At 60.8% G+C, this 24,957-nt stretch carries 14 protein-coding genes; 8 read left to right on the top strand and 6 right to left on the bottom strand.

Translation table 11 applies throughout. From position 1 onward, the window contains the following. Positions 1-68: 68 nt before the first annotated feature. The 3 genes from dnaE to clpA all read left to right on the top strand — a co-directional run bounded on the left by dnaE (position 69) and on the right by clpA (position 6,466). A complete protein-coding gene (dnaE, locus tag C8D04_RS05730; RefSeq protein ID WP_116003989.1) occupies positions 69-3,605 on the top strand; it encodes a DNA polymerase III subunit alpha in 3,537 nt (1,178 codons plus the stop codon). An 81-nt stretch (positions 3,606-3,686) separates the two neighbouring features. Continuing rightward, a complete protein-coding gene (clpS, locus tag C8D04_RS05725) occupies positions 3,687-4,055 on the top strand; it encodes an ATP-dependent Clp protease adapter ClpS (protein WP_116003988.1) in 369 nt (122 codons plus the stop codon). A 59-nt stretch (positions 4,056-4,114) separates the two neighbouring features. After that, positions 4,115-6,466, top strand: a complete 2,352-nt coding sequence (clpA, locus tag C8D04_RS05720; RefSeq protein WP_116003987.1) for an ATP-dependent Clp protease ATP-binding subunit ClpA — start codon at positions 4,115-4,117, stop codon at positions 6,464-6,466. Between the two features lie 256 nt (positions 6,467-6,722). Here clpA and C8D04_RS05715 read toward each other — a convergent pair whose 3' ends face one another. After that, positions 6,723-7,901 (bottom strand): GGDEF domain-containing protein, encoded by a 1,179-nt coding sequence (locus C8D04_RS05715; RefSeq protein ID WP_116003986.1) that lies wholly within the window; start codon positions 7,899-7,901, stop codon positions 6,723-6,725. Positions 7,902-8,161: 260 nt separating this feature from the next. Here C8D04_RS05715 and sbcB point away from each other — a divergent pair, with 260 nt between their 5' ends. After that, the gene (sbcB, locus tag C8D04_RS05710) at positions 8,162-9,604 is read left to right on the top strand and encodes an exodeoxyribonuclease I (RefSeq protein WP_116003985.1); all 1,443 of its coding nucleotides are present in this window, start codon (positions 8,162-8,164) and stop codon (positions 9,602-9,604) included. A 1-nt stretch (position 9,605) separates the two neighbouring features. Then, a complete protein-coding gene (locus tag C8D04_RS05705) occupies positions 9,606-10,919 on the top strand; it encodes a protein kinase (RefSeq protein WP_116003984.1) in 1,314 nt (437 codons plus the stop codon). Positions 10,920-11,240: 321 nt separating this feature from the next. On the opposite strand, the gene C8D04_RS05700 is transcribed toward C8D04_RS05705, so the two are convergent. Next, on the bottom strand, positions 11,241-14,852 hold the full coding sequence (locus C8D04_RS05700) for an ATP-binding protein (protein WP_116003983.1): 3,612 nt from the start codon (positions 14,850-14,852) through the stop codon (positions 11,241-11,243). A 392-nt stretch (positions 14,853-15,244) separates the two neighbouring features. Next, positions 15,245-16,474, bottom strand: coding sequence for a spore maturation protein (locus tag C8D04_RS05695; protein WP_116006042.1), 1,230 nt, complete (start codon positions 16,472-16,474; stop codon positions 15,245-15,247). 122 nt (positions 16,475-16,596) lie between these two features. Between C8D04_RS05695 and C8D04_RS05690 the strand changes: the two genes are divergently transcribed. From C8D04_RS05690 to C8D04_RS05680, 3 genes are all read left to right on the top strand, one after another. After that, the gene (locus tag C8D04_RS05690) at positions 16,597-17,310 is read left to right on the top strand and encodes a YebC/PmpR family DNA-binding transcriptional regulator (RefSeq protein WP_116003982.1); all 714 of its coding nucleotides are present in this window, start codon (positions 16,597-16,599) and stop codon (positions 17,308-17,310) included. A gap of 29 nt (positions 17,311-17,339) precedes the next feature. Then, the gene (locus C8D04_RS05685; protein WP_116003981.1) at positions 17,340-18,452 is read left to right on the top strand and encodes an ATP-dependent 6-phosphofructokinase; all 1,113 of its coding nucleotides are present in this window, start codon (positions 17,340-17,342) and stop codon (positions 18,450-18,452) included. 103 nt (positions 18,453-18,555) lie between these two features. Next, the gene (locus tag C8D04_RS05680; protein WP_116003980.1) at positions 18,556-20,451 is read left to right on the top strand and encodes a propionate--CoA ligase; all 1,896 of its coding nucleotides are present in this window, start codon (positions 18,556-18,558) and stop codon (positions 20,449-20,451) included. A 106-nt stretch (positions 20,452-20,557) separates the two neighbouring features. On the opposite strand, the gene C8D04_RS05675 is transcribed toward C8D04_RS05680, so the two are convergent. From C8D04_RS05675 to C8D04_RS05665, 3 genes are read right to left on the bottom strand one after another with little or no spacing between them, the layout of a single operon-like run. Then, on the bottom strand, positions 20,558-23,473 hold the full coding sequence (locus tag C8D04_RS05675; protein WP_116003979.1) for an EAL domain-containing protein: 2,916 nt from the start codon (positions 23,471-23,473) through the stop codon (positions 20,558-20,560). A gap of 9 nt (positions 23,474-23,482) precedes the next feature. Further along, positions 23,483-24,412, bottom strand: coding sequence for an EamA family transporter (locus tag C8D04_RS05670; protein ID WP_116003978.1), 930 nt, complete (start codon positions 24,410-24,412; stop codon positions 23,483-23,485). Next, the gene (locus C8D04_RS05665; protein ID WP_116003977.1) at positions 24,409-24,918 is read right to left on the bottom strand and encodes a methylated-DNA--[protein]-cysteine S-methyltransferase; all 510 of its coding nucleotides are present in this window, start codon (positions 24,916-24,918) and stop codon (positions 24,409-24,411) included. Before C8D04_RS05665 ends, C8D04_RS05670 begins: the two co-directional genes overlap by 4 nt. Positions 24,919-24,957 lie beyond the last annotated feature (39 nt).

The raw sequence follows: 24,957 nt of genomic DNA, 5'->3' as shown, positions 1-24,957 counted from the left end.
GGGTTGCCCGGGGCGCTGCTGATCGATTGCGTCCGGGCGGAGGGCCTGGGGCTTTCTACAATGCCTGCATGTTTGTTCATTTGCGCCTGCACACCGAATTTTCCGTCGTTGACGGCACCAACCGCATCGACGAGGTGGTTGCCGCCGCCGCCGCCGATGGCCAGCCTGCGCTGGCCATCACCGACTTCAATAACCTGTTTGGCGCCATCAAGTTTTACAAGGCAGCGCGAGGCAAGGGTGTCAAGCCGCTCCTGGGCGCCGAGATCCTGCTCGAGGGCGAGGGGGCCGCTGCTCCCACACGCCTGGTGCTGTTGGTGCAAGGCCCGCAGGGCTATCTGAACCTTTCGGAGTTGCTGGCTCGCGCCTGGACACGCAATGTGGTGAAAAACCTGGCGGTCTGCACCTGGCAATGGCTGCAGGAGCTGGGCGAAGGGCTGATTGCGTTGTCGGGAGCCCAGGCCGGGCCGGTGGGGCAAGCCCTGGTACGGGGAGATGAGACCGGCGGCGCCGACCTTGCGCTGCGGCTGGCGGGCATATTCCCCCATCGTTTTTACCTGGAGATCCAGCGAGCGGGGCGCCCTGACGACGAAGCCCATGTGGTGGCTGCTGTGCAGTTGGCGGTGCGTCTGAACCTACCGGTGGTCGCCACCCATCCGGTGCAGTTTGCCGCCCCGGAGGATTACGAAGCGCACGAAGCGCGGGTGTGCATTGCCGAGGGGGAAATCCTGGGCAATGCCCGCCGCGTGCGCCGCTTTACCCGCGAGCAGTATTTCAAATCTGCCGCGCAGATGGAAGCGTTGTTTGCCGATGTGCCCTCGGCCGTGGCCAACACAGCCGAGATCGCGCAGCGCTGCAATTTGTCGCTGGTGCTGGGCAAACCGCAACTGCCCAACTTCCCCACGCCCGGCGGCATGCCCATTGAAGAGTATTTTCGGGTGGCGTCTTTCGAGGGCCTTGAGGACCGGCTGGCGCATCTCTACCCGGACGCTGCCGTGCGCGACCAGCAGCGTGCGCGGTACGTGGAGCGCCTGGAGTTCGAACTAGGCACCATCCTCAAGATGGGGTTTCCGGGTTACTTCCTCATCGTGGGCGACTTTATCCAGTGGGCCAAAAGCAATGGCTGTCCGGTGGGGCCGGGTCGGGGATCGGGCGCGGGTTCGTTGGTGGCCTATGCGCTCAAGATCACCGACCTTGACCCCTTGCAATACAACCTGCTGTTCGAGCGTTTCCTCAATCCCGAGCGGGTATCCATGCCCGACTTTGACATCGACTTCTGTCAGGCCAACCGCGATCGGGTGATCGACTATGTGAAGGACAAGTACGGCAAGGACGCCGTCAGCCAGATCGCTACCTTTGGCACCATGGCGGCCAAGGCGGCCATTCGTGACGTGGGCCGGGTCATGGACATGAGCTACATGTTCTGTGATGGTATCTCCAAGCTCGTGCCTGCCAAGCCGGGCATGTCGTACACGCTGCAATACCCTCCGGATCCCAAAAAGGACGGCGATAAAAACAACTACGCCCTGGAACTTGAACCCCAGCTTTACGAGCGCGTGCGCAAGGAGGAGGACGTGCGTACCGTCATCGAGATGGCGCAAAAGCTCGAAGGCATGACGCGCAATATCGGCATGCACGCAGGCGGCGTGCTGATTGCGCCGGGCAAGCTCACCGATTTTTGCCCGCTGTACCAGCAGCCCGGCAGCGACTCGGCCGTGAGCCAGTACGACAAGGACGATGTGGAGGCCATTGGCCTGGTGAAGTTCGACTTCTTGGGGTTGGCCACGCTGACCATCCTGGAGATTGCCAAGGACTTCATTGTTCAGCGCCACAAGGGACAGGAGAGCTTCGCTTTCGAGAACATCCCGCTCGACGATCGTGCAACCTACCAGTTGTTTTCAGACGGCAAGACCGAGGCCGTGTTCCAGTTTGAAAGCCGGGGCATGCAAGGCATGCTCAAGGAGGCGCGGCCCTCGCGGCTTGAAGACCTGATCGCCCTCAATGCCCTGTACCGTCCGGGCCCCATGGATCTGATCCCGAGCTTCGTGAACCGCAAGCACGGGCGGGAAGAGGTGGAATACCCGCACCCGCTGGTCGAGCCCGTGCTGGCCGAGACCTACGGAATCATGGTCTACCAGGAGCAGGTGATGCAGACCGCCCAGGTGCTGGGCGGCTACAGCCTGGGCGGTGCCGACATGCTGCGCCGGGCCATGGGCAAGAAAAAGGCCGAGGAGATGGCCGAGCACCGTGCCATCTTCCGCAAGGGCGCTGCGGAGAAGGGCATCGGTCAGGAGAAGGCCGACGAGGTGTTCGACCTGATGGAGAAGTTCGCGGGCTACGGCTTCAACAAGTCGCACGCCGCCGCCTACTCGCTGCTGGCCTACCACACGGGCTGGCTCAAGGTGCACTACACGGCCGAGTTCTTCTGCGCCAACATGACCGTGGAAATGGACGATACCGACAAGCTCAAGGTCTTGTTCGAGGACGCCCGCAAGAACTTCAAAATGGAGTTCGAACCCCCCAACATCAACCGGGGGCGCTACCGTTTCGAGCCCGTCACCAACACCGTGATCCGCTATGGCCTGGGCGCCGTCAAGGGTACGGGCCAGCAAGCCATCGAGGCGATCGTCGCTGCGCGCGAAGGCCGCGGCGAAGGGCCGCAGGGTACAACGTGCGGCCCTTTCACCAGCTTGTTTGATTTCTGCGTGCGTGTGGACCGCAGCAAGATCAACAAGCGCACGGTCGATGCACTCATCAAGGCGGGGGCCTTTGATTCGCTCGACCAACACCGCGCAGCGCTCTCGGCGTCGCTGGATCGGGCCTTCGATTTTTCTACAGCCACCCTGGCCAACGTCAACCAGGGCGGGTTATTTGACATGATGGGCGACGATGCCCACGGCTCCAGTACCCAGGAGCCCGACCTGGTGGATGTGCCGCCCTGGGGTGTTCGTGAGCGCTTGATGTTCGAAAAATCGGCGCTGGGCTTTTACCTCTCCGGCCATTTGTTCGATGAATCTGCGCGGGAAGTGGGCCGTTTTGTGCGGACTCGACTGGATGAGTTGAGCGAAGGCCGTGAAACCCAGACTGTTGCCGGCATCGTCAGTGACTTTCGCGTGGTCAACGGCCAGCGCGGGAGGCAGGGGATTTTTCAACTCGACGATGGAGCGGGCAGGGTAGAGGCGTCGGCCAGCGAGGCCGTCATCACGGCGTTCCGCGACCAGCTCAAAGACGATGAGCTGGTCATCATCAGTGGCCGCCTGCAACCTGGGCGCAACGGCTTTGAGGCCCGTTTTATCGTGCAGCAGGTCATGGATCTGGCGACCGCACGCTGCCGTTTTGGCAAATACCTGCGCGTGGCCGTAGGAGATAAGCCACCCGAAGTCGCTCGCCTGCTGCGTGAATTTTCGCCCCGCCGGGAGAGCACTGAACAAGGTGAATTGCTGCATGGCCTGCGCGTGCGTCTGGGTGTGCGTTGCAATGCAGGGGGGCAGGGCGCCACGGCAGAGTTGCAGCTGAGCGAGGCCCACCGCACCTATCCCACCGATGCAGCGCTGGCGGCCTGGCGCGCCCAGGCCGCCGGTGGCGATGCCGTGGTGGTCTATGAATGAAGCGTCAGGACCCGGGGTTTGAAATGGCCCCTATCGTGGTCATATTTCCTTTGCAAGCAATCGAATCCGCGGGTCGCTAGAATGAAATTAATGGCAACTAAACCCCCTTCAATTTCCCCTGCGCCCGCCGTGCAACGGCCTTCGCCGGACGACGGCGGTTCGGTCGTGCTGGAGCGGCGCACCCAAAAGGCCAAGCCGCCGCAGATGTACCAGGTGCTGATGCTCAACGACGACTACACCCCCATGGAGTTCGTCATCGTTGTTTTGCAGGAGTTTTTCAGCAAGGACCGCGAAACAGCCACCCAGATCATGCTCAAGATCCATCTGGACGGCAAAGGTGTCTGCGGCGTGTATTCGCGCGACATTGCCGCCACCAAGGTCGATCAGGTGCTCGATGCCGCACATCAGGCAGGTCATCCGCTGCAGTGCGTCAGTGAGCCGGTTGAATAAATGGCCGCCCGCCCCGATCTACCCACCAATACCTTACCTGCAAGCACAAAGGAGTTCATATGATTGCCCAGGAACTGGAAGTAAGCTTGCACATGGCCTTTGTGGAGGCCCGCCAGCAACGCCACGAATTCATTACCGTCGAGCATTTGTTGCTTGCCCTGCTCGACAACCCCAGCGCAGCAGAAGTTTTACGCGCTTGTTCGGCCAATATCGATGATTTGCGCTCATCTTTGGCGAACTTCATCAAAGACAACACCCCGCAGGTGGCAGGCACCGATGAGGTGGATACGCAGCCCACGCTGGGTTTCCAGCGCGTCATCCAGCGCGCCATCATGCATGTGCAGTCCACTGGCAATGGCAAGAAGGAGGTGAACGGCGCCAACGTGCTCGTCGCCATCTTTGGTGAGAAAGACTCGCATGCCGTGTATTACCTGCACCAGCAGGGCGTGACGCGCCTGGACGTGGTCAATTTTATTGCCCACGGCATCAAGAAGGGCGAACCGCCAGAGCCTGCCAAGGGGTCGGAAGGCCCCGCAGAGAACGAGGAGGGGCCGAGCGGCGAAAAGAGCGAGAAAGCCTCGCCCCTGGAGCAGTTCACGCAAAACCTCAACCAGCTGGCCAAGGACGGCAAGATCGATCCCCTCATTGGCCGCCACTTCGAGGTGGAGCGCACCATTCAGATTCTGTGCCGCCGCCGCAAGAACAACCCGTTGCTGGTGGGTGAGGCCGGCGTGGGTAAAACCGCCATTGCCGAGGGCCTGGCCTGGCGCATCACACAAAACGACGTGCCCGAGATTCTGGCCGAGGCCGTGGTGTATTCGCTCGATATGGGTGCCTTGCTGGCGGGTACGAAATACCGGGGTGATTTTGAGCAGCGTCTCAAGGGGGTTCTCAAGTCCCTCAAGGACAAGCCCAACGCCATCTTGTTCATTGACGAAATCCACACGCTGATTGGTGCGGGCGCGGCCTCGGGTGGCACGCTGGATGCGTCCAATCTGCTCAAGCCGGCGCTCAGCTCTGGTGCACTCAAATGCATCGGTGCCACCACGTTCACGGAATACCGTGGCATCTTTGAAAAAGACGCTGCGCTGTCGCGCCGTTTCCAAAAGGTGGATGTGGTTGAGCCTACTGTGCAGGAGACCATCGACATCCTCAAGGGTCTGAAATCGCGCTTCGAAGAGCACCACAGCGTGAAATATGCTGCGGCGGCACTGCAGGCTGCGGCAGAGTTGAGCGCCAAGTACATCAACGATCGCCATTTACCTGACAAGGCCATCGATGTGATCGACGAGGCGGGCGCCGCACAGCGCATCCTGGTGCCCAGCAAGCGCAAGAAGACCATCGGCAAGACCGAGATCGAGGAAATCGTGGCAAAAATCGCCCGCATTCCCCCGGCCAACGTGTCCAACGACGATCGGGGCAAGCTGCAAACGCTGGAGCGCGACCTCAAGAGCGTGGTGTTTGGCCAGGACAAGGCGCTCGAAGTGCTTGCGTCCAGCGTCAAAATGGCCCGCTCGGGCCTGGGCAAGGGTGACAAGCCGATTGGTTCGTTCCTGTTCAGCGGCCCCACGGGCGTGGGCAAGACCGAAGCAGCCAAGCAGCTGGCCTATATTCTAGGCATCGAGCTGATCCGCTTCGACATGTCGGAGTACATGGAACGCCATGCCGTCAGTCGCATGATTGGTGCGCCCCCCGGCTACGTGGGCTTTGACCAGGGTGGCCTGTTGACCGAAGCCGTGACCAAGAAGCCGCACTCGGTGTTGCTGCTTGATGAAATCGAGAAGGCGCATCCAGACATCTTCAACGTGCTGCTGCAGGTCATGGACCACGGCACGCTGACGGACAACAACGGGCGCAAGGCCGACTTCCGCAACGTCATCATCATCATGACGACCAACGCGGGTGCCGAGACCATGAACAAGGCCACTATTGGCTTTACCAACCCGCGCCAGGCGGGCGACGAAATGGGCGACATCAAGCGCCTGTTCACGCCCGAATTCCGCAACCGGCTGGACGCCATCGTCAGCTTCAAGGCGCTGGACGAGCAGATCATCCTGCGCGTGGTGGACAAGTTCTTGCTGCAATTGGAAACGCAACTGGCCGAGAAGAAGGTGGAAGTCACCTTCACCGACACGCTGCGCAAGTTCCTGGCCAAGAAGGGCTTCGACCCTCTCATGGGCGCACGTCCCATGCAGCGCCTGATCCAGGACACCATTCGCCGCGCCTTGGCAGACGAGTTGCTCTTTGGCCGCTTGCAGGACGGTGGCCGCCTGACGGTGGACATGGACGTCAAGACGGACGAGAAGGGTGTCGAAACGGGCGAGGTGCTTCTGGACATTCAGCCGCTGCCCAAGAAGGAACGGTTGGCCAAGTCGGAGCCTGCTGAGCCGGAAGAGGCGACCGCCGGGTAAGCCCGGTCCTGGCCGCACTTGTGTGCCGCCTGCCAGTGCAAAGCCAGCCACCGCCGAGGTGGCTGGCTTTTTTTCTATTGAATCAATAGCTTTTGGCGCTTTATTGGCATGCGTCTGATGGCTAATTCTGTTTCCAAATCATTCGTGTCTAGGCGCGAAGCCTACGATCAGTGCTGTAGCACGCGCAAGGCGAAGCAACAACGACACGGGTGATTTAGAAATGGAATCAGGCGATGAATCTATGCGCGTGCGTTATTCAGGGGGCGGGCGTGGAGTCGCCGTCATTGCTGCGTTCCACCCGGTTGCGTCCGGCTTCCTTGCCACGGTAGAGCGCGGCATCGGCCTGCTGCATGGCGCTGTCAAACTCGTCCACACTGGCAAAACTCTGCGACACCCCGATGGTGGCCGTGCATTGGATGGATTCGCCGCCACGGATGGGTATCTGATGGCCTTCAATGGCTGCACGCAGGCGATGGGCCAGGCGCATCGCGCCCGCACTGTCTGTTTCCAGACAGACGGCGACGAACTCCTCGCCACCCACGCGGGATGTCAGATCTCCCTTGCGCGCGTTCTCACGCAACACGTCGGCCACATGGCACAGCACCGTATCGCCTGCCTTGTGGCCGTAGGCGTCGTTGATGCGCTTGAAATAGTCGATGTCCACGATAAACAGGTGCGCAGGCACTGCAGTGCGCGAACGGAAATACGCCTCCAGCGCCTCGCTCAGGCCGCGCCGGTTCAACAATTGCGTCAGTGGATCGCGTGCCGCCATGGCGCGCAGATCGTCCGTCAGGCGGCGCAGCACCAGCCAGATCATCGAAGGCGCCAGCACGGTGGCCAGGAAAGACATGTAGATGTAGAACACCATCTGGAAACGGCTTCCCATGTCCAGTGTCTGCAGCCCTCCTGTCAGGACGTTCACGAACTTCGCGGCGTTCAGCGCGCAAATGCCGCCGATAAGGACGGCGAACAGCACCATCTCGATATGCAGTTGCCTGGCGAAGGTGCGCACGCCGTAGATGACGGTGACCATCATGGCCAGAAAAGCCAGTGCCGACAGGCCGGACAGCATGGCGTAGCGGGCCACCGACCCCAGCGTCCACTGCACCAGCAACTGCAGGGCGGTGTAGGCCAGCGCCAGTGTGATCAGCGGGCGCCACAGCGGCGCAGGGCGGTCGAAAAAACGCATGGCGCCCACCCAAAAAACGGCCGGCACGCAGAGGGTCAGCGTATGGTTGAGCACGCTCATCAGGTTCCAGCCCGGCGGCCCGCCCAGCAGTTGCAGGACGTAGGCCGAGCCCAGCAGCAGGTTGCCGACAGCGAAAGCATCCATGCCCATCTTTTTGCCATGCAGGCGCGCGCCGATCAGCAGGAACATTCCGCCAAAGCACAGCAAATGCACGCACAGCATGCCGACGATGACGGTTGCAACCATGGATTCGTGTGGGAAAAAATGAACGGATCGGGAGTGGGGTGGAAGGGCTGTTACGAATGCTAACCCAGGCACAGAGGCTTGTGCTGACCAAGGCTTTGGTGACCGACGAACCCCGTTGGTTGATTGAAATGCTATAGATTCGATAGCTTTTGACGCTTTCTGGCAAAGAGCTAAAGGCACAAAACACCCATATTTCTTCAATGGCAGGCCCCGCACCGGTTACATTCCCTCCATCTCCGTTTCAAGCACCTGCGCCGCGCATGTCCTCCCACACCTTCCTCTGGCACGACTACGAAACCTTTGGCGCCAACACCCGGCGCGACCGCCCGGCGCAGTTTGCCGCCATCCGCACCGATGCCGAGTTGAACGAGATCGGCGATCCGGTCATGCTGTACTGCAAACCGACCAACGACTACCTGCCCGATCCTGAGGCCTGCCTCATCACCGGCATCACGCCGCAGATCGCCTGGGAGCGCGGCGTGCCCGAGCGCGAGTTTGCCGCCGTGATTGAAGCCGAGATGGCGCAGCCCGGCACCATCGGCGTGGGCTACAACACCATCCGGTTTGACGATGAGATCACGCGCTTCATGTTCTGGCGCAACCTCATCGACCCTTATGCGCGCGAGTGGCAGAACCGGTGCGGCCGCTGGGACCTGCTCGACGTGGTGCGCCTGGCCTATGCGCTGCGGCCGGGCGGCATCGTCTGGCCCACCAAAGAGGACGGCACGCAGAGCTTCAAGCTCGAGCACCTGAGCAAAGCCAACGGCCTGCTGCACGAGGCCGCGCACGATGCGCTGTCGGACGTGCGCGCCACCATCGCCCTGGCGCGGCTGCTGCGCCAGCACAACCCCCGGCTGTTCGACTTTGCATTCAGCCTGCACAAGAAAGACCGCGTGGCCGCCGAGCTGCGCCTGCCCGCCACGGCGCAGACGGCGCGGCCATTCCTGCACGTCTCAGGCATGTTCCCAGCCGAGCGCGGGTGTCTCGCCGTGATGTGGCCGCTGGCCAGCCACCCGACCAACAAGAACGAAATCATCGCCTGGGACCTGGCGCACGACCCGCGCGAACTGGCCCTGCTCGATGTGGAGCAGCTGCGCCTGCGCATGTTCACGCGCACGGCCGACCTGCCCGAGGGCGTCACGCGCCTGCCCATTAAGACGGTGCACCTGAACAAGTCGCCCATGGTGGTGGGCAATGTGAACACGCTGACCCCCGCGCTGGCGCAGCGCTGGCACATTGACCTGGCCCAGGCGGCGCAGCACGCTGAATGGGCCCGCGCGCTGCCCGACATGAGTGCCATCTGGCCCGCCGTGTTCGCGCGCCCGCAAGAGCCCGCACCCGATGTGGAACAGGATTTGTACGGCGGCTTCGTCGGCAACACCGACCGCCGTCGCCTCGACGAGCTGCGCAGCATGACCGGCGCACAACTGGCCGCTGCGCGCACCAGCTTTGACGATCCGCGCCTGGGCGAACTGCTGTTTCGCTACCGCGCGCGCAATTTTGCGTCCACCCTCACGCCCGAAGAACAAGCCCGCTGGCTGCAGCACCGCACCGACTGCCTGCTGCACGGCCAGGGCGGGGCGCTGACGGCCGAGGCGCTGTTTGAGCGCATCGATGCGCTGTCCGAGACTGCCGACGAACGCGCCGAGGAAATTTTGGGCGCCCTGTACGACTGGGCGGAAGTCGTCGTGCCTGAGCACTGACATGAGCGCCGCCCCCACCGCCATTGGCAAATACCGCATCGAGCGCGAGCTGGGCCGCGGTGCCAGCGGTGTGGTGTATTTGGGGCTCGACGGCCTGCGCGGCCGCAAAGTCGCGGTCAAGCAGATGCACGCGCACCTGCTGGCCGACCCGCAGCTTGGCGCACGCCACCGGCGCCAGCTCCAGCAGGAAGCCGCCCTGGCCGCGCGGCTGCGCCACCCCAACATCGTGCGCCTGCTCGACGCCGACGAAACGGCCGAACCGCCGTACCTGGTGTTTGAGTACCTGAACGGCCAGCCGCTGTCCCATCACGCCAGCGCCGATGCGCTGCTGCCACTGGCGCAGGTGCTCGACATCGCCTTCAAGTGCGGCCACGCGCTCGAATACGCCGAGCGCCAGGGCCTGGTGCACCGCGACATCAAACCCGCCAACATCTTGCTGGAACAGGACGGCGACGTGAAACTGGTCGATTTTGGCGCCGCGCTTTCTACCCGCAGCGATGCCACGCAGCTCGCCGGCCTGGTCGGCTCGCCCTCGTACATGTCGCCCGAGCAGGTGCGGGAAGAATCGCTCACGCACCACAGCGACATGTTTTCGCTGGGCGTGGTGCTGTACGAGCTGCTCACGGGGCGGCGACCCTTCGATGGCGAAACCGATTTCGCCACGATGTACCGCATCAGTAACGACGAGCCCACCGCCCCTGGCCTGCTGCGCGCCTCGCTTCCGCCCGAGGTCGATGCCTTTGTGCTGCGCGCGCTCGCCAAGGCGCCGCAAGACCGCTTTCGCCGCTGGGCCGATTGGGCCGAGGCGCTGACGGCCATCTCGCGCGCTTTGCCACGCCAGAGGTCGCAGGACACCGAAACCGAGCGCTTCACCCGCCTGCGCGCACTGCCGTTTTTTGCCGATTTTCACGACGTCGCTCTGTGGGAGCTCATGCGCCTGGGCAACTGGCGCCGCGTGCCGCGCGGCACCGCGCTGATGCGCGAGGGCGCGCCGGGCGATTCGTTCTGCATCCTCATCGAGGGCCAAGTGGGCATCCACCGCCAGAACTGGCAGCTGTGCACGCTGAATGCCGGCGTCACCTTCGGCGAAATGACCTACCTGCGCCCCGAATCCCCCCTGCGCACCGCCACCGCCGTGGCCGAGAGCGAGGTGCTGGTGCTCAAAGTGCGCAACCCGGCACTGCGGGGGGCTTCGGAGGCGCTGCAGTCGTGCTTTGACAAGGCGTTTATCAAGCTGCTGGTGGGGCGGTTGGTGGCCACGAACGAGCAGGTGGCGGAGTGGGACTTGGTGGCTGCGCCGCCAGAGCGTTCCTGAATTGATAGCTGGTAGCGCTTATGGGATAAGCACCAGAGGCTATTTTGGCTATATTTTTTCTGGCATTGACGCCAGCATTCGCGCAGGCATGGCGCAGGCATTGGGGTCGGATCACGATTTCGCGCAGCGAAACTCGTGCTCAGACCCCAATCCCGGAACGGTGGGCGCAGCGCAGGTTCTTTGCCGTTTCTGCCTGAGGCAGCGCATTCACATTCGAGAAGATGAGCGGCTGGTCTCGGCCAAAACCGGTCGTTCGGTGTGTGCCCGCTTCAGGTAGGGTATGCCTGACGCCGAGACAGTGCAGAGTTTGGGATCCGCTTATCAACGTCTATAAAGATTCACTTTTATATCATCAGTAAATAAGCGATCCTCACCCCATGACGAGATAATATTTCTTGAATCAAGCCACTTGACAAAATCCCGATTCGCGGGGGTGTTTTTCAGTCTCGGCGTGAAATACCCCGTTTTAATTTCGGAAAATGGATGGGGCAGATTAGCCAAGACATGACGCACTTCGTCATCTGACATAAGAGCATGATATTTGTTAAAGAGTGAAATCTGCGTCGCTGTAGGTCTAGAATGTATTATTAAGGACTGCGCACTACTCCCGCCAATCTTAGATATGTTGGCATCTGCGTTACTAATAATTTGACCGATAAGTGCTGATCGTTCTGGAAGGTCCACGAGCGCCTCCAAGTCCATCAATTCAACCACCCCGAGCTTGCCTGCATTATCAACATCAGATCGTAGAAGCTCCTCTCGAAAGTCGTCGTCAAGTGCAAAGATGTTGGGATCAGTCAGATATGTGTCGAGGTTGGTCGCGACGAATAGTACCTGCAAATCCTCAATATCAGCGAGTGCATCGAAGCTTTCCTTATTGAATTTGATTTTTCCCTCAGATATCAGGATTCGAAGCTTGATTGGCTCGAGTCCTTTAGGCAGCGTTTTGAATGAATTCGGCAGAGCGTGGACATAATCTTTGTAAGCGGCATCAGACAGCGAACCCGCATTGACGAGGAAATGTCGCAGATTCAGTGAGTTCGAGTCGCTTGGTATGGGATGTTGCAGAATGGTCGCACGGACACCATCTAGATCAAGATACTCAATTAGGATATCTTTCTCAAACCCATCAGTTTCTATGAAGGCGAGACAATTCATCCAGGTCGCTTCAATCGCATTTAGCTGGAACAGTGTTGCGTGAAATTTTTCAGGCACACCCTCTAGAGTCGGTAGTCGGTTCATCTGCCTTTCAAGAAACTTCCGAACATCATCTTGATCAAGTGTATCCTGGCTAAGAATGGCTAGAATAGCAGGGACGTCCTCCTCTGAATTTCTTTGCAACTCTAAAAGAATATCGCTCAGGTAAAGATTAAAGTCACCTTCCACCCTTTTTATCAAGGGTGCGTTATTCGTTGAACGAATGGTAGTGAAATTTCTCGCGCGCATTGACTTGAGATCGCCCTGTCCCAAAATCTCTTGGTAGACATATTCGAGGTTCGTTATCGTGAGCCCGTACCGTCCCTCCTCGAACATGAAGCGTACAATTTCAGAGTGTTCTTTGATTGCAGCTAGATCCTTGACCTCAAAGTCGAGGCATTCAAGGCGTTCTGGTGCTAGTTCGGGCAAGTGCACCAGAATTTCTGGAAGGTTCTCTGCAACAAACTCTGATAGTCCGTCATAGTCCCCGGCGAGCGTTTTGAGCGAGCTTACCGGTAGATTCGCAATCAGTCGGGTAACGTGGGAGATACTGTTGGGGCTGGCAATGGCAGCTGGTACAAGCTTTTTCCAAGCGTTGACTAACCCCAGAAGTAGCGCTGAAACATCTAGGCCGCTGGTGTAATAGGCACTGAAAAAGTCTTCGCACCTCTCGAATTCAGATGAGAGAAGCTCGAAAAGTTTCTTTGCTTGATCAGGGTAAAGACTCTGATCCTTCAGAAGGTTATCGACGAGCTTAACGTTCAAGACATAGCTCTGTCGGAAGTCCTCATCTCGCATCGCTGCGATGACCTCTTTAGGATTGTCGAGCGGAAAATTCGGCTCAGGAGTGACAAATGCCCGAATTTGGATCAGAAACCTGTTGTCATTGGGCGACAAGCGGCCTGAGTGAAATAGTGAGGTGTATTGGTAGTAGGTGTCGTCGAGATGGCCTTCTAAGATCAAAAAGCGGGCGAGTTCTCCATTCTCTTCGAAACCTTTGAAAATCTCCTCTATGTGGTCGGCATTTAAACGCAACAGCTCATTGAGCTTAATCATGCGAAGTGTTGGGATTTTTAATCTGAGATCGTGTATTCGGCGCAGCACCTTGTTCTTACGATCAGACCCTTTACTTTCGATCTCATCCTTGCGTTGCAGGTAGGATTTTTGAGAGTCCACCTCAGTTTGCAATTTTGAAATATCGACCCAATTTGAGTAGTTATTGGCATCGCGGAGGCGTATACGCGGTGCCTCAATCAGTTTTTCGAACGAATCGTGACTAACTAGTTGGGGAAGCGCGATCCATTCCTGATTTTCAAGACTGACGTACACAGCACCCGCTGGAAGCTTCTCAATCAGAGCCATGGCGTAGATTTTCCGCAACTCTCCCAGGTCTGAAGGCGTCTGTCGCTCGGCAACTTCAAGTCGATTTTCGAATTCCTCGATCTCGGTCCTATATCTGGCTTCACCATGCCTAATAAGCTCGTGTTGGTGATTCAGTATTTCAGCGAGATTCCCCGCGCCGCGGTGCAATTGCTCAAAGTCCCTTGGATAGACGTTTTTATAGATCAGGATCGCGAGAAGCTTGTTGGCGTCAAGCAGGTTCTCTCCATCAGTTTCCAAATTGGCTACGTAAATGGCGTATTCATTAAAAATGTTCTGAATCAACCTCAGGTCGTTCAGGTAACGTGAGACCTCTCTTAGAAACTGCCGATCGAGACGATCATCGAGTGCAAGTCTTCTCCCTTGCACCAATACCATATCGATCGAATTTGACGTATTGATGATCGGTATTACGGGAATAATAAATTCGAAGAACTTGGTTCGATCGGTGTTGATAAACATGTCATCGCGCAAGGCGTAGAGGAACCTGATGGCCCGTTTTACGCCGGAGTTTTCGTTTACGAGGCTATTAATTTCGCGCAGTGTGACAAAAATCTCGGCGTCGTTGAATCGATCTAGATCCTCGATGATTACAAGATCGTAATCGGTTGATTGGAAGAAATAGAGTATTTCGTCTAGGTGGCGATTCAGTATTGATGTCTGATCATCATATGTAGGCCTTATCTCAATGTCCTTCAACGAGATGCTCTTGAGTGACAGGCCGAAGCTAGCAACGTAAAATTGATGCAGTGTCATCCATAGAAACATTACTGCGAAGGCGCAAGTCCCCAGATTGAATCCATTGCTGAGCGCGAGCGGAGTGAAAAAGGTGCCGTTAATGATATCTGCTCGCTGACTAAACACATACCAAAGTGCAAGAATTCCAATCGTTATATAAAAAGACTTAAAGATCGACCAAACACTGGGCGACTGGATTCTTTTAAATCGTGACAGCGGGAGTTTGTTTGCGTCAGCACCATACAGCATCTGCTGCAGGATACTTCTCTCAATCTCTTGGCGGCTCACCTTCTCGCCGTTCGAATCAGCCTCGGGAACGAACGCAGCGAGAGAGATATGAAGTGCAGGCCGCGGATATTTCTTCAGGAAGGATTGGATGATGCTGCTCTTTCCTGAACCATAGGGACCAGTTAGGGCAATATTGGAAACCTTCGTGTTGTTCGTCGCAAACAGAATCGCTTCGGAATATATACCGTCCTTGTCCGCCTTATCAGTTGGTGCCAGATCCACAAACTTCGCTTGGGTACCGGCCGAGCCGTCTTTGCTTTCTAGCCAAGACAAAATGCTATTGAGGCTGTTGGCAAGCCCGCGAGTTATGGAGATGGTGGTTTTTATCATGCGATGCTGGAGAAACTAACCTTTAAGAGTCAGATCGCCTTCCTCCCCGAATGTTTTGATGTTACCGAGGATAACTCGGTTGCTGTCATTGAGGCCTTTTTCGATGCGCTTGACCGAGGCCGGATATTATTTGCGCCCACTTTATGTCGGTCTTCTACGGCTAATTGATGTTCGAAGTGTGGAGGATCGAAAGATTGCTTTGGGTCGGCACCAGTCGCTCAGCGTCGCAGACCGTCTTGCACCAATCGAGTGAATGGGCCAGCGCAACCCTGCTGACTCAGACTTCGCTATTTAGCTGCAGCAGCCGTTTCTTTCTGGCCCTATTTGTCATCAAAATTCATAGCTGTCAGCGCTTATCTGATAAGCGCTATAGGCCAATTTTGCTTGAAATCTTAGCCAAAAAACCAATAGCAAACCCCAATCGCCGCCAACACCCCCGCCAGCTCCGCCAACAGCGCACAAGGCACCGCGTGCCGCACCCGCTGAATGCCCACCGCGCCAAAGTACACCGCCAGCACATAAAACGTGGTTTCCGTGCTGCCCTGCACCGTAGCGGCGACCAGGGCGGGGAAGCTGTCTACGCCCTTGGCCTGCATGGTCTCGATCAGCATGGCGCGGGCGGCGCTGCCTGAGAACGGTTTGACCAGCGCGGTCGGCAGCGCATCGACAAAGCGCGTGTCCCAGCCGGCGCCTTCGACCAGCCAGCGGATAGCGTCGAGTGCGTAGCCCAATGCGCCGGATGCGCGCAGCACGCCCACGGCGCAGAGCATGGCGACCAGGTAGGGCAGCAGGCTGCGCGCCACGTCGAAACCGTCGCGTGCGCCTTCGACAAAGGCCTCGTACACCGGCACGCGGCGCCAGGCGCCCAGCAGCACGAACAGCAGCACCAGGCCAAACAGCGTCAGGTTGCCGGTGAGGGACGACAGGCTGGCCAGCGCCGTGGCGTTCAGCGTGGAGAGGAAGGCGACCAGCGCGGCAATGCAGAGGGCCAGCGGCAGCAGGTAGGCCAGCACCACCGGGCGCCACAGCGGCAGCCGCTGCACAAAAGCTACGGTGAGCAGCCCCACCAACGTGGAGGCCGAGGTGGCGAGCAGGATGGGCACAAACACCAGGGTCGGGTCAGGCGCGCCTTGTTGCAGGCGGTACATGAAGATGGAGACGGGCAGCAGCGTGAGCGACGAGGCGTTGAGCACCAGGAACAGGATTTGCGCATTGGTGGCAGTCTGGGGCTCGGGGTTCAGGCTTTGCAGCGAATGCATGGCCTTGAGGCCAATGGGCGTGGCCGCGTTGTCCAGGCCCAGCGCATTGGCGGCAAAGTTCAGCGTCATCAGGCCCAGCGCCGGGTGGCCGCGCGGCACGCCGGGCATCAGCTGCGCAAACAGCGGCGACAGCCAGCGTGCCAGGGATTCGACCAGGCCGGCGCGCTCTGCAATGCGCAAAAAACCGAGCCAGAGGGTGAGGGTGCCAAACAGCAGCAGCATCACCTCGACCGAGAGCTTGGCCATGGCAAACAGGGCCTCGACCATGGCGGCAAATACCTGCGCGTTGCCGCCAGCGAGCCACTGCACCAGCGCGGCGATGGCCGAGGTGACGAAAAATCCCAGCCACAGGGTGTTGAGCATCAAGTCTTCGTGGGTCAGTAGCGGTGCGATCAGGTTAACAGCCCAGCCTCAGGTGTATAAACATCCATCTTCAAATTTTTGAGTCTGGCACCGCAAATGCCAGTACCGCAAGGAATCCGTTTATGGGCGCACAGTGGAAGGCAAAGGGCAAGGCTTTGGTGGCCGATGCCAAGGGAAAACTCTTTGGCAAGCTGGTCAAGGAAATCCAGGTGGCTGCCCGTGGGGGCGCAGACCCGGCCAGCAATGCGCGTTTGCGCCTGGTGGTGGAGCAGGCACGCAAGGTGTCCATGCCCAAGGACACGCTGGAGCGCGCCATCAAGAAGGGTGCCGGCATTGGCGGCGAGGCGGTGCACTATGAGCATGTCATCTACGAAGGCTTTGCACCGCACCAGGTGGCGGTGATGGTGGAGTGCCTGACCGACAACGTCAAGCGCACGGCGCCTGAAATGCGCGTGCTGTTTCGCAAGGGGCAACTGGGTACCTCGGGCTCGGTGGCCTGGGATTTTGACCATGTTGGCTTGATCGAAGCCGAGTCCGCCGTGGCCGGGGCCGACCCCGAAGAAGCCGCCATCGAAGCGGGTGCACAGGATGTCGAGCCGGGCGATGAAGAGGGCACGACGCTGTTCATTACCGCAGCGGCAGACCTCGATGTGGTCAGCCGCGCCTTGCCAGCGCAGGGCTTTACGGTGCTGTCGGCCAAGCTGGGCTACAAGCCCAAGAACCCTGTGAACCCCGCCAGCCTGAGCGCCGAGCAGCTCGAAGAGGTGGAGGCCTTTCTGGCCGCCATCGATGCCAACGACGACGTGCAGAACATGTTTGTCGCCCTGGCCGGCTAAGGCGCACGACTGCGGCTGGAGAAATACCCTTGCAAACACCCCCCATTCGGCGCATCGCCATCAGCACGGGCGGCGGTGACGCCCCGGGTCTCAATGCCGTGATTCGGGCCACGGTATCAACGGCGGGCAACCGGGGATGGGAGTGCGTGGGAATCCGTGACGGCTTCAATGGCCTGTTGCAGCCCGAGCGTTATCCCCAGGGCGGGCTGGTGGCGTTGACGCATGAACGAGTGCGCGGCATTTCGCACCTGGGTGGCACCATTCTGGGCACCACCAACAAGGGCGATCCCTTTCATTTCCCGACCCGCCTGCCCGACGGCAGCATGGGCGAGAGCGATCGCTCCGACGAGCTGCTGGCCTGTTTTGCGCGCGAAGGCATCGATGCCCTGGTTTTGGTGGGCGGCGATGGCACGCTCTCTATTGCCCATGCGCTGCACTGCAAGGGTTTGCGCGTGGTGGGGGTGCCCAAGACCATCGACAACGATCTGGACAAGACCTTCACCACCTTTGGCTTCGATACCGCGGTGGCCTTTGCCACCGAGTGCCTGGACCGCCTGCACAGCACGGCGGAGAGCCACCAGCGGATCATGGTGGTTGAAATGATGGGCCGGTATGCGGGCTGGATATCGCTGCATGCCGGCATTGCGGGCGGTGCCCATGCCATTTTGATTCCCGAAATTCCGTTCGACCTGGAGCCGGTGGTCGCCAAGGTACTGGAGCGCGATGCACTGAGCCGCTCGTATTCCATCGTGGTAGTGGCCGAAGGGGCGCACCCGCGCCAAGGCGCGCGTGCGGTGCTGGCGTCGGCCGAGGCCGGGCACGCCGAACGCCTGGGCGGCATGGGCGAACAGGTGGCGCAAGAGCTGGCCCGCCGCACCGGCAAGGACGCCCGGGTTGTGGTGCTGGGCCACTTGCTGCGGGGCGGCAGCCCGACGGCGTTTGACCGGTTGGCCGCACTGCGTTTTGGCGCGGCCGCCGTGCGTGCGCTGGACGAAGGTTTGTCGGGCGTCATGGTGTCGCTGGCTTTTCCCAATGTGGAGTACGTGCCGCTGGCCGAGGTGGCCGGGCGCATGAAAGGCGTGCCCATGGACAGCGACACCTTGCAGACGGCGCGCGACCTGGGCATTTGCTGCGGCGACTGAGGGGGAGGGTGCGGCGCCAGTCAGGTTCCCGCAAGCCCGTCATGAATAATTATGAATTCAAAACCTGCCTTCCGGCAGCGTGCGAGGCCAAGGAGACCACACCATGAGCAGTTATGCGGAGTTTTATCGCCAGTCCATCGACCAGCCCGATGTCTTTTGGGCCGAGCAGGCCCGACTGATTGACTGGCAGACCCCGCCGCAGCAGGTGTGCGACTACAGCAACCCGCCGTTTGCTCGCTGGTTTGTGGGTGGCACCACCAATATCTGCCACAACGCCGTGGATCGGCACCTCAAAGACCGCGCCAGCCAGCCTGCGTTGGTGGCGATTTCGACCGAAACAGACACCGAGCGCAGCTACAGCTTTGCCGAGCTGCACGCCGAGGTGCAGCGCATGGCAGCCAGCCTGCAAGCGCTGGGCGTGAAGAAGGGCGACCGCGTTCTCATCTACATGCCCATGATTGCCGAGGCCGCTTTTGCCATGCTGGCCTGCACGCGCATTGGTGCACTGCATTCGGTGGTGTTTGGCGGTTTTGCCTCGGGTTCGCTGGCGTCCCGCATCGAGGATGCCGAGCCCGTGGCCATCGTCAGTGCCGATGCGGGTTCGCGTGGCGGCAAGGGCGTGCCTTACAAGCCCTTGCTGGACGAAGCCATCCGCCTGTCGCGCCATAAGCCCGCCAGCGTGCTGCTGGTGGACCGGGGCCTCTCGCCCATGGACCTGGTGGCCGGGCGTGACCACCTCTGGAGTGCGCTGCGCGCGCAGCATCTGAACGCCACCGTGCCTTGCGAGTGGGTCGACGCCACGCACCCCAGCTATACGCTCTACACCAGCGGCACCACGGGCAAACCCAAGGGTGTGCAGCGGGACACGGGTGGCTACGCCGTGGCGCTGGCTGCCAGCATGAAGCATATCTTTGACGCCGAGGCGGGGCAGACCTACTTTGCCACCAGCGACATCGGTTGGGTGGTAGGCCACAGCTACATCATCTATGGCCCGCTGATCGCAGGCATGACCACCATCATGTACGAGGGCCTGCCCATCCGTCCTGACCCCGGTGTATGGTGGAGCATTGTCGAAAAGTACAAGGTCACGCACATGTTCTCGGCCCCCACGGCGGTGCGCGTGCTCAAGAAACAAGACGCTTCCTGGCTCAAGAAGTACGATGTTTCTACCCTCAAGGCCCTGTGGCTGGCCGGCGAGCCGCTGGACGAGCCTACGGCCCAGTGGATCAGCGATGCGCTGGCCGTGCCCATCATCGACAACTACTGGCAGACCGAGACGGGCTGGCCCATTCTCACGCTGGCCAACGGTGTGGAGCAGCAAACCACCCGCTTTGGCAGCCCTGGCAAAGCCATGTATGGCTATAACGTCAAGCTGATCGACGAGGTGACGGGCAATGAATTGACCGAGTCCAACCAGAAAGGCGTGGTCGCCATCGAAGGCCCGTTGCCCCCCGGCTGCATGCAAACCGTGTGGCGCGACGATGAGCGCTTCGTCAACACCTACTGGAAGAGCATTCCGGGCCGCATGATTTACAGCACCTTCGATTGGGGTATCCGCGATGCCGATGGCTACCACTTCATCCTGGGCCGCACCGACGATGTGATCAACGTGGCGGGCCACCGTCTGGGCACGCGCGAGATCGAGGAATCCATCTCTTCGCATCCCAATATCGCCGAAGTGGCGGTGGTGGGCGTGGCCGATAACCTCAAAGGCCAGGTCGCCATGGCCTTTGCCGTGCCGCGCGACGCCAGCGGCCTGGACAGTGACGCTGCACGCCAAAAGTTCGAGGCCGAGGTGATGAAGGTGGTGGACGGCCAACTGGGCGCCGTGGCCCGGCCTTCGCGCGTGATCTTTGTCACCGCGCTGCCCAAGACGCGCAGTGGCAAGCTGCTGCGCCGCGCTTTGCAGGCCGTGGCCGAACGGCGTGACCCGGGCGATCTGACCACCATGGAAGACCCGGCTGCGCTGCAACAGGTCAAGGATTTGGTCGAAGGCTGATCGGGCGCTGGTAAAAGACGGGCCCCGCATGGGGCTGGTCTACTATCAAAAACAGAGCTTCTGGCGCTTTATGGACGGGCGCTAGAGGCTGTTTTTCTATATAAACCTAGCCCGTATGCGGCCGAGAGGCCAGGGCCGGGGCCTGCCAGTTCTTCACCCACGGGATGAAGTCCGCCACCGGCATGGGGCGGGCAAAGTGGTAGCCCTGGGCCAGGTGGCAGCCCAGCTGCAGCAGCATCTGGCCCTGGTCGGCGGTTTCCACGCCTTCGGCAATGATGCGATAGCCAAACGAGCGCGCCAGACCGATGACACCCTGGACGATGGCCAGGTCGCCCGCGTCGTTCATCATGCCGTGTACAAAGCTCTGGTCGATCTTGAGGGTGGACAGCGGCAGGCGGCGCAGATAGGTGAGCGAGGAGTAGCCGGTGCCAAAATCGTCCAGCGAGGTGCCTACGCCCAGGTTGCGCAGAACCTTCAGGGTGCTGGCCACATGCTCGACGTGGTAGAGCGCTGCGGTTTCGGTGATTTCGATTTCGAGCAGGGCCGGTGGAATGTCGGGGTGGTCGGCCAGTTTCTGCTCCATCCAGTCGGCAAAGCCGGGTTGCTGCAGGTGGGGGGCTGAAATGTTCACACTGACCGGAAGGTGGAACTGGTGTGCCATCAATTGTTTGATCAGCGCCAGTCCCGCATCGACCACCCAGGCGCCAAAGGCCACCTCGAATTCTGTGCCTTCGAGCAGGGGCATGAAAGCTGCGGGTGACAAAACCCCTTTTTCAGGGTGCTGCCAGCGCGCCAGCGCCTCGGCGCCCACCACAGTGCCCAGGTGCATGTCCACTTTGGGCTGCAGGTACAGCACAAACTGCCCCTGGGCCAGCGCTTCGCGCAGTTCCGCAATCTGTTCGCGCAGTTGGCGCGACTGGCGTTCCTGCGTGGCGTCGAACTCATGAAAACGGTTGCGCCCCCCCTGCTTGGCGGCATACATGGCCTGGTCGGCATGGCGCATCAGGGTGTCGGCATCCGCATCATCGCTGGGGTACAGGGTGTAGCCGATGCTGGCGGTCACCGAGACCCGGTGGCTGCCGATTTGGTAGGGCGAGGCCAGGCTTTGCATGACCTGGCTCAGCGCATGCTTGCATTCGATGTTGCTGGACAACCCAGGCATCAGAATGACGAATTCGTCGCCCCCTAAGCGCGCCACGCAATCTTGCGGGCGCAGTGCGCGCGTCAGGCGCTGGGCGGCAATCACCAGCAGGCGGTCGCCGGCGTCGTGTCCCAGGCGGTCGTTGACGGGTTTGAACCCATCGAGATCCAGGTAGGCCACACCCAGCAGGGAGCCTTCGGCATGGGCCAGCGACATGCCTTCGGCCAGCTTGCGGGCCAGCAGCACGCGGTTGGGCAGGCCGGTCAGGGTATCGAAATGGGCCAGTCGGCGCAGCAGAATTTCTTGCTCGCGCTGGCCCGTCACGTCCATGGACACACCCAGCATGCGTGTGGGCTGACCGGTATCGTCAAAGCGCACAACTTTGCCCAGCGCGCGCAGCCAGCGGTCGTTTTGGTGGGGCCGCCGGATGCAGGTGGTGGTGTCGAACGGGGTGTCTGGGTCGGATGTGTGGCGCGTGACTTCGGTCGTGATCTGCAGTACATCCTCGGGTTCGAGGGCGTCGGTCCAGACGACGCCGGAGGCATCCACGGCGTTGGGCGGCAGCCCGCGCATGGCCAGCCAGCGCTGGTCGCCCGTGACCAGGCCGGTGTGCAGGTTCCAGTCCCACAGCCCCAGGTTGGCCGCCGAGAGGGTGAGCGAGAGCAGTGCTTCGCGTTCGCGCACCTGCTCTTCAGCCTTCTTGCGATCGGTGATGTCGTGCAGCGCAAAAAGCCAGACATCCTGGCCGTCAAACTCGGTGGCGCGCATGGACTGCAGCAACGTCAGCTGGGCGCCGCTGCGCGTGATGGCCGTGATCTCATAGCCCTTGAGCATCTCGGTGGCGTTGGCCACATGGACCATGTTCGCACGTGCCGTAGCGGCGTAGATGCCCAGGTCGATGGAAGAGTGGCCCAGGGCCTCGTCGCGGGTAAAGCCAAACATGGCTTCCCAGGCCGGGTTGACCTCGATGTAGCAGGCGTTGTCGCGGCGCACCATGCCCATGGGGTAGGGCGCGAGCTGGAACATGCGCGAGAAGCGCTCTTCTGACTGGCGCAGGCGTTCCTCGGCACGCTGGTATTCGTCAATGTCCTGCATCACCCCCTGGATGCGGACCACGCGGCCGTTCTCCACCACGGGTTCTCCCCGCGTGCGCACCCAGCGCAGGCTGCCATCGGCGTGGATGATCTGGATATCCATGCTCCACTCGACCTGCTGCGCGATGCATTGGCGGAAGTTTGCCCGCATGGCGTCTTGCCACGGTGGTGCCACATAAGTCTCGATGTACTGGCGCGGTAGCGCGGAACCCGGTTGCAGGCCATGGATGTCATAGCAGACGTCGGACCAGTACACCAGGCCCTGGCCGCGCACGTCCTCCCAGGCACCCAGCCGCGCCATGCGGCCCGCCTGGGCCAGCGCTGTGTTGACGGCCATGAGCTCTGCATTGGTGCGCCGCTCTTCGGTCGTGTCGTGGAAGACGAACACCAGGCATTCGTCGCCGTCGATTTGTACCTGGCGCGCAAACATCAGTCCGTGGATGGAAACACCGTTGCCGTGGGCCACCATTGGTAGATCATCGACCTGGCCCGTGTTCTGCAGGGCCTCGATCAGCCGTAGGCGCTCGTGTTCGTTGGCCCAAATTTTCAGTTCGGTTGATGTGCGGCCAATGACGTCATCGCGCCGCAGGTTGAGGCGACGGCAAAAGGCGGGGTTGATTTCAAGGTACCTGCCATCCGACAGCCGTGTCAGGCCCGCCGGGTCGGGCAGCACCTGGTAGATCGCGTTGGCGTGGTCTTCAGATGCGCGCAGAGCATCCACGACGGCCTCCATACGGGCAGATTCTGCGGGCTCTGCGGCAAGAGGATGGCGTTGCGCATCTGACATAGCGGCAGTTTAGGGCTGTTCTGCCTCTTTCGCAGCAGGCCGGCGCGCACCAATGAGTCCTGTCGACAACAAAGTGCCCGAAACAATCACCACCGCGCAGCCCAGCATCCAGGGTGTCACGGTCTCATCAAGGAATACCACTCCGTAGAACACGGCAAACACCGGCGCCATGAAGGTCACCGCCAGCGCCCGGCTGGGCCCGGCATGGGCAATCAGGCGGAAATACAGAATGTAGGCAATGCCCGTGCACAACACGGCAATGGCCACAATGGCCGCCCAGGCCCGCACGCCCGGCATGGTGGTCGGCCAGAACCACAGCATGGGAACGCACAGACCCAGCGCCGCCCCCAGCTGGCTGCCGGTGGCAGTGGCCAGCGGCGGCACCCCCATCAGGTACCTGCGGGCGAAGCTGGCCGCCAGGGCATAGCAGATGGTGGCGCCCAGGCAGGCCGCAATGGCCCAGGGCGCTGCCGCTGACTTGATGCCGGCGCCCCCCGGCGCCCGCCAGGCCAGCAACGCCACGCCCACAAAACCAATGCCCAGGCCCAGCCAGCGCAGGCGATTGATACGGTCGCCCAGCCAGACCCAGGCCACCAGCGCGCCAAACAGCGGCACGGTGGCGTTCAGGATGGAGGCCAGGCCCGTGGTGATGTGCAGCACCGCCCAGGAATACAGCGCGAACGGGATGGCCGAGTTCACCAGCCCGGCGAGCAACGTCGGCTTCCAGTGTCGGCGCAGCGCAGGCCACTGGCCCTGGTGCAGCAGGATGGGCCACAAGAAGAGAGTGGCCAGCAGCACGCGCAGCCCGGCGGTGGGCAAGGGACCGAATTCGGCGGCCCCCATGCGCATGAACAGAAATGATGCCCCCCAGAGGGCTGAGAGAAGGACGAATTCACCGATCCAGGAGGAGACTGGGGCGTGGTGGGGGCTTGTCGTCATGCGATAACGCCTTCAAGGCGCAGCAAGGCGGTTTTGCGGTCCAGGCCACCGGCATAACCTGTCAGGCTGCCGTCTTTTCCCAGCACACGGTGGCAGGGCACCACCATGCTCAAAGGATTGCGCCCGACGGCCGCACCCACGGCGCGCACGGCCGTCGGGCGATCCATCTGGCGCGCCAGCGCGCCGTAGCTGGTGGTCTGGCCCCTGGGGATGCGCAGCAGCGCCTGCCACACGGCCTGTTGGAAGGCAGTGCCGCCCGCCAGATCCAGGGGCAGGTCGAACGGCTGGCGGTCGCCGCGCAGGTATTGCTGCAGTTGTTCGGCCGCAAGGCGCAGCACTGGGTGGTCGTGCACGGTGGGCCATGCGCCAGAACCGTCGAGCAGAGGGGGCAGGTGGCGCTGGCCGTCAAACCACAAACCGCACAGCCCGGCGGGTGAAGAGGCCAGCCGGACGGTGCCCAGAAGGGTGGGGGTGCTTGTTTGCACGGTCAAGGGATGGAATTGCATGGCAGGCTTTGAATTAGATACCAAAACAGGCTTTGGCGC

Origin of the sequence: Simplicispira sp. 125, assembly GCF_003096555.1 — a bacterium.
GTDB lineage: Bacteria > Pseudomonadota > Gammaproteobacteria > Burkholderiales > Burkholderiaceae_C > Simplicispira.
The sequence above is the reverse complement of the archived record's forward strand: the minus strand, read 5'-3'. Positions and strand labels throughout refer to the sequence as shown.

Excerpts from the sequence above, each read along its gene's own strand:
- C8D04_RS05705 (WP_116003984.1), top strand. The coding sequence starts at position 9,606 with ATGAGCGCCGCCCCCACCGCCATTGGCAAATACCGCATCGAGCGCGAG.
- clpS (WP_116003988.1), top strand. The coding sequence starts at position 3,687 with ATGAAATTAATGGCAACTAAACCCCCTTCAATTTCCCCTGCGCCCGCC.
- C8D04_RS05680 (WP_116003980.1), top strand. The coding sequence starts at position 18,556 with ATGAGCAGTTATGCGGAGTTTTATCGCCAGTCCATCGACCAGCCCGAT.
- C8D04_RS05675 (WP_116003979.1), bottom strand. The coding sequence starts at position 23,473 with ATGTCAGATGCGCAACGCCATCCTCTTGCCGCAGAGCCCGCAGAATCT.
- C8D04_RS05715 (WP_116003986.1), bottom strand. The coding sequence starts at position 7,901 with ATGGTTGCAACCGTCATCGTCGGCATGCTGTGCGTGCATTTGCTGTGC.
- sbcB (WP_116003985.1), top strand. The coding sequence starts at position 8,162 with ATGTCCTCCCACACCTTCCTCTGGCACGACTACGAAACCTTTGGCGCC.
- dnaE (WP_116003989.1), top strand. The coding sequence starts at position 69 with ATGTTTGTTCATTTGCGCCTGCACACCGAATTTTCCGTCGTTGACGGC.
- C8D04_RS05670 (WP_116003978.1), bottom strand. The coding sequence starts at position 24,412 with ATGACGACAAGCCCCCACCACGCCCCAGTCTCCTCCTGGATCGGTGAA.
- C8D04_RS05700 (WP_116003983.1), bottom strand. The coding sequence starts at position 14,852 with ATGATAAAAACCACCATCTCCATAACTCGCGGGCTTGCCAACAGCCTC.
- C8D04_RS05695 (WP_116006042.1), bottom strand. The coding sequence starts at position 16,474 with ATGCTCAACACCCTGTGGCTGGGATTTTTCGTCACCTCGGCCATCGCC.
- C8D04_RS05665 (WP_116003977.1), bottom strand. The coding sequence starts at position 24,918 with ATGCAATTCCATCCCTTGACCGTGCAAACAAGCACCCCCACCCTTCTG.
- clpA (WP_116003987.1), top strand. The coding sequence starts at position 4,115 with ATGATTGCCCAGGAACTGGAAGTAAGCTTGCACATGGCCTTTGTGGAG.
- C8D04_RS05690 (WP_116003982.1), top strand. The coding sequence starts at position 16,597 with ATGGGCGCACAGTGGAAGGCAAAGGGCAAGGCTTTGGTGGCCGATGCC.